The sequence below is a fragment of the uncultured Ruminococcus sp. genome (assembly GCF_947301925.1).
Taxonomy (GTDB): Bacteria; Bacillota; Clostridia; order Oscillospirales; family Ruminococcaceae; genus Ruminococcus.
Map to the genome: position 1 here is coordinate 242,606 of NZ_CAMYUE010000002.1, position 15,541 is coordinate 258,146.

General features: G+C 47.1%; 13 protein-coding genes. 3 read left to right on the forward strand and 10 right to left on the reverse strand.

The window, feature by feature from the left end; all coding sequences use genetic code 11:
• Positions 1-777 precede the first annotated feature (777 nt).
• From Q0Y65_RS04505 to Q0Y65_RS04515, 3 genes are all read left to right on the forward strand, one after another.
• Positions 778-2,025 (forward strand): AAA family ATPase, encoded by a 1,248-nt coding sequence (locus Q0Y65_RS04505; protein WP_297957655.1) that lies wholly within the window; start codon positions 778-780, stop codon positions 2,023-2,025.
• A 457-nt stretch (positions 2,026-2,482) separates the two neighbouring features.
• Complete coding sequence (locus tag Q0Y65_RS04510) at positions 2,483-2,644, forward strand: hypothetical protein (protein ID WP_297957658.1); 162 nt, start codon at positions 2,483-2,485, stop codon at positions 2,642-2,644.
• 98 nt (positions 2,645-2,742) lie between these two features.
• The gene (locus tag Q0Y65_RS04515) at positions 2,743-4,380 is read left to right on the forward strand and encodes a recombinase family protein (RefSeq protein ID WP_297957660.1); all 1,638 of its coding nucleotides are present in this window, start codon (positions 2,743-2,745) and stop codon (positions 4,378-4,380) included.
• 304 nt (positions 4,381-4,684) lie between these two features.
• Here the strand turns inward: Q0Y65_RS04515 and Q0Y65_RS04520 are convergent, their stop codons facing one another.
• The 10 genes from Q0Y65_RS04520 to Q0Y65_RS04560 all read right to left on the reverse strand — a co-directional run bounded on the left by Q0Y65_RS04520 (position 4,685) and on the right by Q0Y65_RS04560 (position 15,415).
• Positions 4,685-6,304 (reverse strand): carbohydrate binding domain-containing protein, encoded by a 1,620-nt coding sequence (locus tag Q0Y65_RS04520; protein ID WP_297957662.1) that lies wholly within the window; start codon positions 6,302-6,304, stop codon positions 4,685-4,687.
• Positions 6,305-6,572: 268 nt separating this feature from the next.
• The gene (gene galE / locus Q0Y65_RS04525; RefSeq protein WP_297957664.1) at positions 6,573-7,592 is read right to left on the reverse strand and encodes a UDP-glucose 4-epimerase GalE; all 1,020 of its coding nucleotides are present in this window, start codon (positions 7,590-7,592) and stop codon (positions 6,573-6,575) included.
• A 190-nt stretch (positions 7,593-7,782) separates the two neighbouring features.
• Complete coding sequence (gene rfbC / locus Q0Y65_RS04530; protein ID WP_297957666.1) at positions 7,783-8,391, reverse strand: dTDP-4-dehydrorhamnose 3,5-epimerase; 609 nt, start codon at positions 8,389-8,391, stop codon at positions 7,783-7,785.
• Positions 8,391-9,278 carry a dTDP-4-dehydrorhamnose reductase gene (gene rfbD, locus Q0Y65_RS04535; RefSeq protein WP_297957668.1) on the reverse strand — a complete coding sequence of 296 codons (888 nt, stop codon included), beginning with the start codon at positions 9,276-9,278 and terminating at the stop codon, positions 8,391-8,393. Before rfbD ends, rfbC begins: the two co-directional genes overlap by 1 nt.
• On the reverse strand, positions 9,235-10,323 hold the full coding sequence (locus Q0Y65_RS15735) for an acyltransferase (RefSeq protein WP_363293506.1): 1,089 nt from the start codon (positions 10,321-10,323) through the stop codon (positions 9,235-9,237). Before Q0Y65_RS15735 ends, rfbD begins: the two co-directional genes overlap by 44 nt.
• 1 nt (position 10,324) lies before the next feature.
• On the reverse strand, positions 10,325-11,353 hold the full coding sequence (gene rfbB, locus Q0Y65_RS04540) for a dTDP-glucose 4,6-dehydratase (RefSeq protein ID WP_297957671.1): 1,029 nt from the start codon (positions 11,351-11,353) through the stop codon (positions 10,325-10,327).
• Between the two features lie 13 nt (positions 11,354-11,366).
• Complete coding sequence (gene rfbA / locus Q0Y65_RS04545) at positions 11,367-12,254, reverse strand: glucose-1-phosphate thymidylyltransferase RfbA (RefSeq protein WP_297957674.1); 888 nt, start codon at positions 12,252-12,254, stop codon at positions 11,367-11,369.
• A 17-nt stretch (positions 12,255-12,271) separates the two neighbouring features.
• Positions 12,272-12,859: a guanylate kinase gene (locus Q0Y65_RS04550; protein ID WP_297957677.1), complete on the reverse strand. Its 588-nt coding sequence runs from the start codon at positions 12,857-12,859 to the stop codon at positions 12,272-12,274.
• Between the two features lie 2 nt (positions 12,860-12,861).
• Complete coding sequence (locus tag Q0Y65_RS04555) at positions 12,862-13,914, reverse strand: NAD(P)-dependent oxidoreductase (RefSeq protein ID WP_297957680.1); 1,053 nt, start codon at positions 13,912-13,914, stop codon at positions 12,862-12,864.
• Positions 13,915-13,930: 16 nt separating this feature from the next.
• On the reverse strand, positions 13,931-15,415 hold the full coding sequence (locus Q0Y65_RS04560; protein WP_297957682.1) for an oligosaccharide flippase family protein: 1,485 nt from the start codon (positions 15,413-15,415) through the stop codon (positions 13,931-13,933).
• Between the last annotated feature and the right edge of the window lie 126 nt (positions 15,416-15,541).

The window sequence follows — 15,541 nt, forward strand, 5'->3', positions numbered from 1 at the left end:
GCTTCCGTACGCCACGACCTCGAAAGAGCGAGCGATAAATACGTGAAGGCGGTAGGAGAGACTTAGCGAGTCGAGTCAAGGATGACCAACAGAACTCAGCTGAGTGCCATGGGAATACACGTTTAAGGATTGTGGACTCCCCGCCGCTCCTATAATGGCAATGACAGCCGGCTTGCGCGCCCATCCGCACGTGCGGCTCTGATTCCGTAAGGGCAGAGAGACAAGGAGCTATGTGAGAGTTGAGGACGACTCTCGGCTGATGTGTTCCCGGCTTCGGAGGGTGCAGGCGTATGCCTGTAGGAGAATATCAGAAGCCTCGGAATGAGGAAAACGTCATGGCACAGCGCCATGATAAGGTACCTCCGCGGGGGTACAAGGCTATCAAATTGATAGTCAGCATTTCAAGGGGCAAACTATGCCCTTTTACAGATGAAATGCGGTTTTGAATTTGGAAAAATGCATGGCACGGATAGTTATGCCCAAATATAAGGTTAAGAGAAGGCAGAGTAACGTCAAAGGCGTCACTCTGCCTTTTTATTTTGTCAAAAATTAAATATAAAGCGCTCAGCGGTTCGTCACGGACTGCTGTGCGCTTTTTTGTTTGCACATAAGCTACAAAAATCAGTGGCATCTCTTGTGCAAAAGCTCCGAACAAATGGTTAAAACAAAATTTTATTTTGTAAAAACGCCATTTTTCTGCTTAGTAATATATGGAGGGTGGTGATAACAATGAGCAATTCAATCGCAAACTGAACTCAAATCGAAAGGAGAAATCGAATGAAAAAACTTGAAACTGTAAGCTGTGAAACACTTATGACAACGCCGTTGAAGCCAATGGAATTTCTCGTAGACGATCTGATAGCGCAGGGACTGTACATCCTCGCTGGCAATCAGAAGGTCGGCAAGTCTTGGCTCGCACTCGACATCTGCCTCAGCATTGCAAAGGGAGAAACGGTGCTCGGACGCGAAACAACTCAGGGCACGGCACTCTACCTCTGCCTTGAGGACAGCTACGTCCGACTGCAAAATCGCCTCTACGAGCTGACCGATGAGCCGACCGACAAGCTCTATTTTTCTCTGCTTGCCAATACGATAGGCGACGGACTTGAAGAACAGATACGCGATTTCAAAAATGAACACACTGACCTGAAATTCGTCGCCATCGACACCTTGCAGAAGGTCAGGAGCGGCGACGAGCAGACCTACGCCTCCGACTATCGGGAGATGAGTGTGCTGAAAAATCTCGCCGCCGAGCTCGGTATCACAATACTGCTTGTACATCACCTCCGCAAGTGCAAGGACAGTGACCCCTTCAAAATGATATCGGGAACGAGCGGTATTACAGGCTGCGCGGACGGCAGTTTCGTACTTAAACGCGAGGACAGGTCTCAGCCGTATGCCACTCTGAGCGTGGTTGGCAGAGACATCGAGGGCGGCGACATCGCTCTGAAAATGATCGGCAACCGCTGGACTGTGACCGAGCCTGTGAAGCAAACTCCGCCCGACAACTTTGCATTCGCCGTCCACGACTTCATGGTCGAGAGAGGTCAACTGAAAGTGACTGCGACCGAGCTTGCCAATGAACTCAACGAGCACTTCAGACTGATTGTCCCGAACAATATGATAACCAAGAAGCTCGTTCAGCACGGCATTGAACTGCAAGGCTATGGCGTCCGCTTCGTGATTAAGCACAGCCACGGAAAGCGTTGGCTGGAGCTGACCTACGACCGTTCGGGTGACAGCGGTGACGGCAGAACGATGTGGGCATCGCCGAGCTGTCCTGCCGCTACCCGAGAGCATGAAAAGCTCTTAGATTCGTCATCTGAGTTGGGTGACAGCTTGACTGAGGGTGACAGCAAAACCGCTTCGGGTGACAGCTCGGAGTACGCGATAGTCAACGGCAGACCTGTCCCGATAACGCGCATGAACATCAACGATGTCATCAACCAATGCGCCGAGCGTCTGAGGGAAAGGATAGCAGCCGAGCGCGGTATAGTCGTCCCCGAATTCAAGTTCGCGCCGTAAGCCGATATTTGCCGCGAGAGTACCGAGGTCGAGTGAGTATCCCACCTGCGGCGATAGAAGCGATTGTCGCGCAACGTGGAGCGAGTGTGTGGATGTATCCGCGAAGGAAAGAAGCTGCGGCGAGCGACAAAAAGTCTTCCCTTTTGGGAAGGCAAGCATCGCAGACGGCATTCCGCCTGCCGCTGAAAACGGGAGGACCCGAGCCCCTTTGTGGTTTGCAGGAAAAAGGCTGGCGTCAAAGCGCCTGCCGATTCACCTCGGAGGGCAGTGCCCGCCGAAATATCGGAACTTGCAGGAATTGAAAATTGGGGGCAAAATGAGAAATGGAGAAAAAGTGTGGGGTCAAAATTTGAAAAGAGCCATGATAAGGGCTATATTTCGGAAGGAGTGACTGGCGTCAGAGCGTATATTTACGATAATTAAGAATTGGAAATCGTGTGACATGAAAGGAGCTTGTATGCAAGAGAAAAAACAGGAAGAAATACTTTGCGTTGACAAGACAATGATCATTGACGGTCAGAAGTTTGAGATCACTCTCGTGTTCAAGTCTCCCGACAATGAGCACGAAACGGTCGAGGAGAAAATAAGACACTTGATAAACGGCGACAAAATAAAGTGAGAATAGGTCTGGACTTTCGAGCCGAGTAGTGATATACTATTGGTGTATCCTATTCGGTTTGATTCCCAGAACGAGTACGTTCGGAACAGGAGGAAACAATGAGAGAATCAAATACGGAACAGATAACAGCACTGTATTGCCGCCTGAGTCAAGAGGATATGCGTGCGGGAGAGTCGCTGTCAATTGAAAATCAAAGACTAATGTTGAAGGACTACGCCGACAAAAACGGCTTCCGCAATTGTCAATATTACATCGACGACGGATACAGCGGCACCGATAATACCCGTCCAGAGTATGTTCATATGCTTGATGATGTGCAAAACGGATTGGTCGGAACAGTTATTGTCAAAGACCAGTCGCGGCTTGGACGTGACCATCTTGAAACCGATAGACTAATGGAGTTGGTGTTCCCTGCATATGATGTTCGCTTCATTGCGGTAACAGACGGAGTTGATTCCGCCAACGGCATCAATGAAATGTCAGGCATACGTAACCTGTTCAATGATATGTACGCTCGCGATACAAGTAAGAAAATCAGAGCTGTGCAGCGAGCGAAAGGTGAGCGAGGAGAGCGCGTCGGAACGACAACTCCCTACGGTTACATGAAGGACGAAAACAAGCATCTGATACCTAATCCCGAAACATCTCCGATAGTAAAACGCATATTTGAAATGAGTGCAGATGGAAAAGGCGTCCGCAAGATATGCGACATACTTACAGCCGAGGAAGTGCTTACTCCAAGTGCGTATTCGGCTCATAAATCGGGCAAGCAGAAAACAAGCTCACCGTACCGCTGGTCGCTGAAAACGGTCAGAGAGATGTTAAAGAATCGAATCTACTGCGGCGATACCATCAACTTCAGCACCTACACTAAATCATACAAGCTGAAAAAGACGCTCAAGAACGAGCCCGAAAAAATGCTTATCTTCGAGAACACACACGAAGCTATAATCAGCCGAAAGTTGTTCGACATCGTGCAGAAACACTACGAAGGAAGAAAGAAGTCGGACAAGTTCGGTGAAACTGATAAGTATGCAGGCTACCTTTACTGCGCGGAGTGCGGCTCAAAGCTCTATCTTCACCGAGCGAGAACGCTTGACCCAAAGAAGAACAATTATATGTGCGGAGGCTATCAGAGTCGTGTCACAGACTGCACTGCGCACTACATCAGGGAAAAGGTACTCGACGATATTGTGCTGCGCTATCTGAGACAGGTCGTAAGCTATGCGAAAGACAAGTCCGACGAGTTCTACTCAATGGCAATGGCGAATGGTGAAGCTGAAGCGAAAAAGCAGTTCAAGGAGAACGAAAAGCTCCGCAGTGAATATGAAACAAAAATCAGTCAACTCGACAATGCGATACAGCTTCTCTTCATGGACAGGTCAAACGGAAAGATCACGGATGAGCGCTACGATATACTCTCTGCAAACTTCGAGAAGGAGCAGTCAGAGATAAAAGTCAAGCTCAGCACTCTCGATTCTCAGCTGGACAAGATGAAAGTACGCGAGAAACGTGTCAGGGAGTTCATCAACAACGCCAAGCAGTACACAGAGATACATAGGCTCACTCCCGAGATACTGAAGTCTTTCATCGGGCGCATTGAAGTCTACGAAAAGGCAGTCAAGCGCTCGAGAACCTGTGGAAACCGCATCGTCATCTACTTCACATTTTCAGCTGATAAGGCGATAGCTATCGACAGAGTGATTACTGAAAATGGCGATATACTGATACTTTAACAACAAAAATCTCCGAGGGGCTATCCCTCGGAGATATAATAAAACCAATGTTCGTTAACGAACGTGAACTAAACTCCCTTCCTAAAACTTTTAGCATTAAATTTAGCCCTTACAGGGCGCTCCCCGGTTATTACCGGATCTCACGTTTTGTGGAGAGCGCCCTGTACGGGCTAAATTCAGTTATAAAGTCTTTGGAAAAGGGGTTCGGGGAAAGAACCTTTCCTCAGAAAGGTTTGTCCCCGATAATTACGCATAAACCTCTATATAAGCATCACGGTTAAAGTCGGGCTCTTTTCCGTTATTATCAGTCTGTTGCCTGGAATACTGCTCTTACGAACGTATAGAGATGTGAGTGTATGGAGTCATCACCGTGGTGACCGTTCTGTACAACGTGCCATACATGAGGTACGCCGTTCTTGTTGAAGTTATTGTGATAGCCCTCGGGAGTATTCAGACCAACTACGTCGTCCTGAGTACCGCCTGTTACCATTACCAGATAAGGAGTCTCCTCCTCGCTGTTCCACTTCCATGCGCCTGAAGCACCGGGTGCGGGACAGATAGCGCCCACATAACCGAACTTGTCGCCGTACTTCATACCGATCTGGAGAGACTCGCGTCCGCCCATTGAGAAGCCTGTAACGGCTGTATTCTCTCTGCCTGTCTTGACGCTGTACTTCTCCTCAATGTGAGGCATGAGGCTGTCAACGATATCGTCAACGAAGTTGTCGTAGCCCTCGTTGGAGCCTGGATCTGCAAAGCCTGTAGCATCGTTCATCGTAGCGCTGGTGAATACGAAGGGTACTACTACGATCATATCCTTGGCCTCGCCCGAAGCGATAGCGTTGCCCACGATCTGCTTGGTGTACATCTGGCCGTTGCCCTTGGTTATCATTCGGTCCTCATTCTCGAAGAAGCCGTGGAGAACATAGAGTACGGGGTATTCCTTGCTCTCGTCATAGCCTGCGGGAAGGAGTATATTGTAAGGCTTGTTCTTGTTTGCCTTCTTGGAGTAGTAGGTCTCCTTCTTGATAGTACCGTACTGTACTCCGCCCTTCTCCATATGAGAATCATTGGGCTCGTTGTTTACCAGCATATTCTGTACGATCTCTGCATATTCCTCCATGGTGTACTTGCGCTGACCGGGAACGATGACCGGCTCTACTACGGGGAATTCTGTAATCTTGCCCGCTACGAACTGCATGATGAGCACAGCGTCGTTGAGCTCGTACACTCCGTTGCTGTCGGCGTCTGCGGCCTTCAGCCACTTCTTGTCGGTGATCTCCTGGATAAGTCCCTTACGAGCCTGAACGATATCCAGCGAGTCGATTGTTCCGTCATAGTTAATGTCGCCCTTGTTCATCTTTACCGGCGGAGAGGGTTCGCCTATTTCTGTGCCGACGTTAGCGCCAACTACTTCATCGATGTAGAAGCTGCAGGTGGTGCCTTCCTCAGACTCGATATAGAGCTGCACGCTTTCCGCGCCTGCGGGAATGGTGAACTCCTTGTTCTCAAGATGCGCCCACTGCCCCTTTTCGGCAGTTACCTCAGCTATCTTCGGATAAGAGGTAGTGCTTCCGTCGCTGTACTGGAGAGTCAGGTAGAAGGTAACGGGAGAGGTGGTGTCCTCCGTCATTACATAAGCGCTGAAAGCATAGTCCTGACCCGCCCTGAAGTCAGTACCGAGGCTCATTGTTGCGCCGTTCCATGATGACTCTCTGCCGCTTGTGAAAAGTGAGCCTTCACCCGAACGTGAGATGCCTGTGACCGCCTTTACAGAAGCGGAACCGCGGCCGCTCCACTGTTCCTTTCCATCCTCGAAGGTACTGTGAAGCAGGTAATCGGTATCTGCCGCCGAAACAGGTACCGATGCGACAGCTGAGAGGGATAACGCTGCCGCTGTGATGAGTGGTAATATTTTTCTCATTTCCAATCCTCCTTTTTTAATTCCGTAACCGAAATTATTCTATTATAATCATTGCATATATTTTTTCATCCGTCAACCCACAAAATGAAGATTTTGTACAAATTTTAATTTGTTTTTATTTTTATAACATTTTTATTACCTGTTTAATATGATTATAGCACAATTATGATACACATTTCATTTTTCTTCATAATACCGTCACCATGATAGCACGATCGTGCTGTTCAGAATAATTAAAAAATGCCTCATCTTCCGATGAGGCATCAGATTATTTATTGTATCCGTTGGGGTTATTTTTTTGCCAGTTCCATGAATCGCGGCACATATCCTCAAGGGTCTTTTCCGTTTTCCAGCCAAGCACCTTCAGAGCCTTGTCCGCATTGGCATAGCACTCGGCAAGATCACCTGCGCGTCTTGCTCCGTATACGTGATTTACCTTTATACCGTTGACCTTCTCAAATGTGTCAACGATCTCGGTAACGCTGTAGGGCGTACCTGTGCCAAGGTTGAATATCTCCACGCCGTTATGGCTGAGGATATAGTCTATAGCCTTGACATGGCCCTTTGCAAGGTCTACCACATGGATATAGTCACGGGTGCAGGTACCGTCGTGGGTGGGATAATCGTTGCCGAATATGGTGAGACACTCACGTCTGCCCACAGCCACCTGTGACACATAGGGCATGAGATTATTGGGGATACCCTGGGGATCCTCGCCTATCATTCCCGACTCGTGTGCGCCTATGGGATTGAAGTATCTCAGCAGCACCACGGAGAGCTCCTTATCTGCCTTTGCCGCGTCCTCGAAGATCTGCTCCATCATGACCTTTGTCCAGCCGTAGGGATTCGTGCATACGCCGCGCTTCATCTCCTCGGTATATGGCACCTTGTTCTCCTCGCCGTAGACAGTTGCGCTGGATGAGAAAATTATATTCTTCACGCCGAACCTGCTCATATTCTCGAGAAGCGAAAGAGTCGTATCTATATTGTTGCGGTAGTACATAACGGGCTTTTCCACGGACTCGCCTACTGCCTTCAGGCCTGCGAAGTGTATAACGGCGTCGATCTTATTCTCGGCAAACACCTCTGCCAGCTTGTCCGCGTCCTTTATATCCAGCTCATAGAGCTTTACGTTCTTCCCTGTGATCTTTTCGATCCTGCGCACTGCCTCGGGGGAGCTGTTTGCAAAATTATCCGCTATAATAACATCGTATCCTGAATCCAGCAGCTCAACAGCGGTGTGGGAGCCTATATATCCTGCTCCGCCTGCAAGTAATATGGTAGCCATAACAATTATTCCTTTCGTATTCCGTATCGATACTGATGACGTTATATCATCTGTATACTATTATACACTATCCGCGGCACAAAATCAACTCTTTTGCAGCAAATCCTGCACGACAGACCGCAGGAGCCCTCCCCATGAGGAGATAACAGACAAAAACCTCCGATACAGAAAATGTACCGGAGGTGGATTTTCAGAATTTGAATGTATTCTCAAGAGTGTCCCACTTCTTGTCCTTGTCGGAAAGATTCAGTGCAGTTCCGTCCTGAAGGGCATAGCCCTCGCTGTCAGCGCTGCCCTTGTACTCTCCTGTCAGCTCAGGCCAGTTTATGCCGATAGCAGGATCGTTCCATGCAAGGCCGCCCTCGTCGTTGGCATGGTAGAAGTCGTCGCACTTGTAGCAGAACTCCGCCACATCGCTGAGCACAAGGAAGCCGTGAGCAAAGCCCTTGGGAATGAGGAACTGCTTCTTGTTCTCCTCGGTGAGCTCAACTCCGTACCACTTGCCGTAGGTCTCGCTGCCGCTTCTGAGGTCAACGGCAACGTCGAATACTCTGCCCTTGATAGCTCTTACAAGCTTGGTCTGAGGGAACTGCTTCTGGAAGTGAAGACCTCTCAGAACTCCCTTTGTGGAGCATGACTGATTATCCTGTACAAATACGATGTCTATACCTGCCTCCTCCATGTCGCGCTGAGAATAGGTCTCCATGAAGTAGCCGCGGTTATCGCCGTGAACAGCGGGAGTTATAACGCAGAGTCCCTCGATGCCGCCCACGTTCTTTTCAACTGTGATCTGTCCCATTATAATATCTCCTTTAAATATCTTGAAAGTGCGTCCTGCCATGCAGGAAGCGGAGTAAAGCCGTTTTCAGCCAGCTTTGACTTGTCAAGTCTGCTGTTGAAAGGCCTTGCAGCCTTGGAAAGTCCGTATTCTGCTGTAGTAACAGGGGTTACCTTTGTGGACATTCCTGCCTGTCTGTATATCTCAACTGTGAAGTCGTACCATGAGATATAGCCGCCCTCGTTGGTAGCGTGATAGTAGCCGTACTTCTCGCTCTCTGCCATATCAACAAGAAGTCTTGACAGGTCAAGGGTATATGTGGGAGTTCCTATCTGGTCGGAGACTACTCTTACTTCATCATGTGTCTTGCCTACGTTTACCATAGTCTTGATGAAGTTCCTGCCGTTTACTCCGAATACCCATGCGATGCGCACGATGAAGTATTTGTCAAGAGTATTTGCCACTGCAAGCTCGCCGTCCAGCTTTGACTGTCCGTATACGTTCTGGGGAGCGTAGTCCTTGCAGTCGGGCTGCCAGGGCTCTGTTCCCTGTCCGTTGAAAACGTAGTCTGTGGAAATGTATATCATCTTGCAGTCAAGCTTCTTGCACACATTTGCGATATTCTGCGTACCGTCTACATTGATTGCCTTGACCTTTGGCTTGTTTTCCTCGTCCTCGGCAGCGTCGACCGCTGTCCATGCCGCACAGTGGATAACGATATCGGGCTTTACCTCGGATATCGCCTTGTCTACTGCTGCTGCATCGGTTATATCAAGCTGTACATAGGGATAGTCCGTGGGAACAGACTCCAGTATATCGGAACCTACGCCCTCATATCCGCGCTTTGCCAGCTCGTCCATAACATCATGCCCCAACTGTCCGCCTACACCTGTTACAAAAGCTCTCATAAAAATCCTCCAAATGTAATACTCTGCCTATAAAATAAAACAGTTTTTTCCTGATTATATCAATCAATATGCAGACAAAGAATAGCATTACTGCATATATAATTATTGCAAAAAAGATAACAATCTGATTATTATTTCTCACAATAAATTGCTTTAATGGATAAAAAACTACCTTGCGCGCATAATCAAAATCTGTAATCAGATAAACTGCCAGTGCATATTTTGAGATTTTACTTGAAAATTTGACTATAGCGTTATTTGAATTCCATATTATAAATGCCAAACTAAGACTTATTGCACTTATAATTATCAAGGGATCATTATAGCTGTATACTTGCCACGAAATAGTTGAAAATGATAACCTATACATCAAATATGCTACCCCCGAAACAACTAATGATATTATGACGTAAATGAGAGCGTATGGAGTTTTCGTTGCTGATAGTGAATCTATATTCTTACTACACAGAATTCCTACATAATACATATACATTCCTTGCAAAAAGGTATGTCCACGTCCAATACCATCCCAATCAAATACAAAACCATAAATTACAGTAATTAAACTAAAAATGATGAGAAGCCTTTTCCGGTTAATATTATTGAGTGAATTAACATATTCATTGACAAACGGTGACAGAATACAAAGCAAAAAGTATGCTCCCATAAACCAATAAGAAGAAAATGGCAAAGCGCTTTTTAAAATATACTTTATAGATTGAGTCGAAAATAGGGAAAACTCATTCCTTAAAAGCATGATTATATACCAGATAATTGAGTAAAACTGCATCTCTAAGTATAATATAATCAGCTTTTTAGAATTAAACTTGATAGAATAAAAACCACTGATAAAGAAAAACGAATTTACAGCTATAATACAAAAAGAGTTAAGCAAAAATAAGGAATAATCTAATCGATCACTAAGCCCTTCTTCTGTTCCAAGTGCTCGCATATTCAGTGAATGAACAATTGTATGATGAATAATTATCATTACCATCAGAAGGCAGCGAAGTAAATCCGTAGAGTAATTTCGCTTAACCGACATCTCAGACCTCCGCACGGTTGCCGTACATCTTCTCGTAGTAGTTCTGATACTCGCCGCTGATGATAGTCTCCCACCACTCACGGTTCTCCAGATACCACTTGATGGTCTTCTTTATGCCGTCCTCGAACTTTGTCTCGGGCAGCCAGCCGAGCTCATTGTGGATCTTTGTGGGATCGATAGCGTAACGCATATCGTGTCCCTTTCTGTCCTCAACGTGAGTGATAAGGCTCTCGGGCTTGCCAAGCTCCTTGCAGATGAGCTTTACGATGTCGATGTTCTTCATCTCGTTGTGTCCGCCTACGTTGTAGACCTCGCCTACCTTGCCCTTATGGATGATAAGATCGATAGCACGGCAGTGATCCTCAACGTAAAGCCAGTCTCTTACGTTGAGTCCCTCGCCGTATACGGGGAGAGGCTTGTCTGCCAGAGCATTTGCTATCATAAGGGGTATCAGCTTCTCGGGGAAGTGATAGGGACCGTAGTTGTTGGAACATCTTGATATTGTCACGGGCAGACCGTATGTCCTGTGGTAAGCCATAACCAGAAGGTCAGCGCCTGCCTTTGAGGAGCTGTAGGGGCTGCTTGTGTGAATAGGCGTCTCCTCTGTGAAGAAGAGGTCGGGACGGTCAAGTGGAAGGTCTCCGTACACCTCGTCTGTGGATACCTGATGATAGCGCTGTATGCCGTACTTTCTGCAAGCGTCCATAAGTACCTGTGTACCCAGGATATTTGTCTGAAGGAATATCTCGGGATTCTCGATAGAACGGTCAACGTGTGACTCTGCTGCGAAGTTTACAACAATATCGGGCTTTTCTTCCTCAAAAAGCTTGTATATAGCCTCTCTGTCGCATATGTCGATCTTCACGAAGCGGAAGTTGGGGTTCTTCATTACAGGCTCAAGAGTTGAGAGGTTGCCTGCATAGGTGAGCTTATCCAGACATACGATACGATAATCGGGATAGGTATTCAGCATATGAAAAACAAAATTTGCGCCGATAAAGCCTGCGCCGCCTGTTACGAATACTGTCATTTTTCAGTTCTCCTTAATACATAACTTTTCCCTCGGCTACCTTCCTCAGGTGTGCGCCGTAAGGTGATTTACCGTACTTTTCTGCCGATGCAAGAAGTCCTTCCCTGTCTATCCAGCCGTTTATGAAGGCTATCTCCTCGGGAGCGGATATCTCTATGCCCTGTCTGTTCTGTACCATCTGTACGAAGTTGGTGGCCTCTGCAAGGCTGTCCATAGTTCCTGTATCCAGCCATGCGAAGCCGCGTCCAAGAAGCTGTACATCGAGGAGCTCGTCCTGAAGGTACATCTCGTTGAGGGTGGTTATCTCAAGCTCGCCTCTTGCAGAGGGCTTGACCTGATCTGCTCTTGCACTTACTCCTGCGGGATAGAAATAAAGACCTGTTACAGCGTAATTGCTCTTGGGCTGTGCAGGCTTTTCCTCAATGGAAAGAGCCTTGCCATTTTCGTCGAAATCAACTACTCCGAAGCGCTCGGGATCGGGTACATAATAACCGAATACAGTTGCGCGGCTGTTATTCTCCGCATTGTCCTTTGCTGCGCGGAGTATGCTTCCGAAGCCGTTGCCGTAGAAGATATTGTCGCCCAGCACCATTGCGCAGGAGTCGTCGCCTATGAACTCCTTGCCCAGTATGAAGGCCTGAGCAAGTCCGTCGGGACTTGGCTGCACCTTGTAGCTGAGGTTTATACCGTACTGAGAGCCGTCACCGAGAAGTCTCTCGAAATTGGGCAGATCAGTGGGTGTGGATATGATGAGTATATCCCTTATCCCCGCCAGCATCAGCGTTGACAGCGGATAGTACACCATGGGCTTGTCGTACACGGGAAGCAGCTGCTTCGATGTTACCATTGTAAGCGGATAAAGTCTTGTGCCTGATCCGCCTGCTAAAATAATACCTTTCATTTTTCACCTCGTAATGATTATTTTTTCAGGATCGTCCTTATATATTCATCGGCCTCCGAAAAGCATTCTTCAAAGGCGCCGCTGTTGCTGAACCTGCGCTTTATGCCCGCCTCATTCAGCTTCTCCTCGGAGAAGTCCTCGCTGTCGGCGATAAACCTGCGGCAGAGCTCGGTATATTTGGGCTTTTCCTCACGCATCTCTCTCTCCACAGCTCTTATGAGCCTGATGCCGTCGTCCACCTCGATGTACACGGGGATGACGCACTCGCTGCCGAAAAATGCCCTGAGCTTCACATAGGATTCAAGGGTACCTATGCCCAGATAGTTGCCCCTGACGAGGTCTATACTGTCACTGCAGGTGAAATAGGTCCACTTACCGTAAACAGTGTCGTATGTCCTCTCCTCTATCACCTTTCCCTCGGCAAGCTTCTTTTCAAAGCCCTGTCTGTCGGTAAAATGATACTCGCGTCCCTCCTGCTCGTTCTCACGCATGGGGCGTGTGGTATAGAGCACAAGTGGCAGCAGCTCCCCTGATTCAAGGAGCTTTTTATATATAGTATCCTTTCCCGATGAGCTTTTTCCCATTATATAGAAAATACGGTTCATTTTTATCGCCCCGTTTCCATAACTTCCATCATGCGCTCATACATATAGGCAAGGTCGCCCTCAGGCTTCCAACCGAGACCTGTGATAGCGTCCACAGAGAGATTGAGGAATGATGTATCCGGATATTTTGAAACATCGCCGTTCTCGGCAAAGGTCACAGAGATCTTTCCGCCGCCGAACCTTTCCGCCACAAACTCACCCATTTCCGCAATTGAGCAATAGGTGTCGGGATTTGAAGCATTATAGCTCTTTCCAGCCTCTCCGCGGAGGAGCACCGTGAGTATAGCAGTTGCAGCCTGTGCTGTGTAAAGGTAAGGGTGCTTGCTCTGACCCTTTGTCAGGAGCTGTATATCCTCTCCCTTCATAGCACATCTTGCCATCATCGCAAATACTCTCTTGTCATCATAGAGAACTCCGGGGCCAAAGGTCTGTGCAAGACGTATGCTCATTGCTCTTACGCCATATTCGCTGGCATAGGAGGCTGTGAGCGATTCGCTCATGCGCTTCGTCTCGGGATAACAGCTTCTTATGACAACAGGATCTATATATCCCAGCTTATCCTCCGTAAGGATATCCTCACTGGTGATCTTTCCGTATATCTCCATGCTGGAGAGGAATAGAAAGGCCTCTGTTTTCTTCTTTACTGCAAGATCAAGAAGATTGAGAGTACCCATTATACCTGCCTTTATGGTCTCTACGGGATGTGAAGCAAAGTAAGCGCTGGCTGTGGGGCTTGCGCCGTGGATTATATAATCCACATCTCCGTCTATCTCAAACGGCGTATCAAGATCCTTGCATATGAAGCTGAGGCATTCGTTCTCTGCCTCGCTGTCATCAAAGACCTCCTTTACTCTTTCAAGGGATCTTACAATGACTTTTATTTTTAATCCGAGGTCTTTCTTAATATTTGCAAGGAGCAGTCCCCTTATGACAGTGGAACCGATAAGTCCCGTTCCGCCTGTAATAAGAATAGTCCTGCCTTTCAGCTTATCCCAGGGGATATATGCTGCATTGCAGATATACTCCATATCCTCCTGTATGATCCTATGGGACATGATACATTGATCCTCCTTATTTTGATCTTATCATCTTCCATGATGACATCAGTTTCTTTCTGAATACTATTACCGCAGCAACTATGCAGGCTACAATAATATATCTGACAAGGATACTGTCGTAGAATGCGTTTGCTACACCGAATATAGCCAGCATTATCAGGCTGAAGCCCCATATGGTCTTTGAATCCACGGGACTCTCTTCAACATGAGCCTTCTTGCAGGTTATAAGCATGAACACATAGTGCAGGAACGACATCAGTGCATAGCATATCAGCGTGGTATACGCACAGGCTACATAGCCGAACATCTTTATTCCTACATAGTTGAGACCGATATTGAGCAGTGCACAGAATGTTGAAACATAGGCGATGTACTCGGTTTTTCCGTAATATGACTCAACGTCAACAAAAAGTGTGTACAGAAACAGGAAGTAAACACCGATAGTAACAGGGGGCGCAACCTTCAGTGCCTGATGATAGCTTTCGGGGAATATGAGAAATACCTCGGGGAGCAGCAGCATGAACATAACTATGACACCGCCCACAAGTATGACAAGCACGTTGGATATGTCCCTTACGTCCTTGTATCCCTTCTTGTCCAGCTTCTGGAAGCGCCAGGGCTTCAGTACCTGGTTCAGGGAATTCTGGAATATTATGATAACGCTTGCAAAGCTGTAAGCCACAGAATAAAATGCAACGTCAGCCTTGCTTGAGAACTTGTCAATCATTACTCTGTCCGACTGATTGAGTACATAGTAGGAAAGAGAATGAAAAACAAGCGGTCCCTGAAATCTTATGGCATACTTCACATAGTTGAAGAACCTCTGGGTGTTCTTGAATATGTGCGAGAAGTTAACGTGCTTAATCCAGAACGGAAGGCAGAAAACTATCTGTATGGCAAGAGTGCTGATGACCTTTATATATGCTGTAGCGCCAAAAAGCTTTATTGTTATGATAGGAGCTAGGTTTGACACCAGCGCCATAAGTATGGTCACAGTTACAGCTGCCTTGTAGTCATACTCGAATCTCTTTCTGTTGAGCCAGCAGTGATACGGGGTATAGAATATGAAGTACAGTGAGAACAGCGAATAAAGCGCCAGCGTTACTCCTGTAAATCCTGAAAGTGGCCCCCTTAACAGCATGAATATAAAGAAGCATATAACTGTAAGTACATTAGATATAAAGACTATGGTCTGTTCAAAGTTCTTTACATCATCCTTATATTTCAGCAGACCTCTTTGGAAGGCGCCGAGATAGAGCTCGAATGTTGCAAATATAGTGAATATCAGCTCATACGAGGTTATCAGGCTCATGGTGCCGTATTCTTCTTCGGACAGGAATCTTGCATAGATAGGCATACATATGAAGCTTATGCCCTTCAGCACAAAATTACATACCGTGAACCAGAACGCTGCTCTCAGCGTTACAGGGAACGAACGGTACTTGTCCAGAAATTTTTGGGGTACCACCTTTTCTGCTATACTATCTAATTTAACCACTATCCTACCGACCTTTATATGTTATTTAAGCGATTACGTCACTGATTTTTCTTCTCAAGCCTGTCAACGACAACGTTATGCAGATTTGAGAATAGTCATATTAATCATTTTCAAAACCATCTTTTC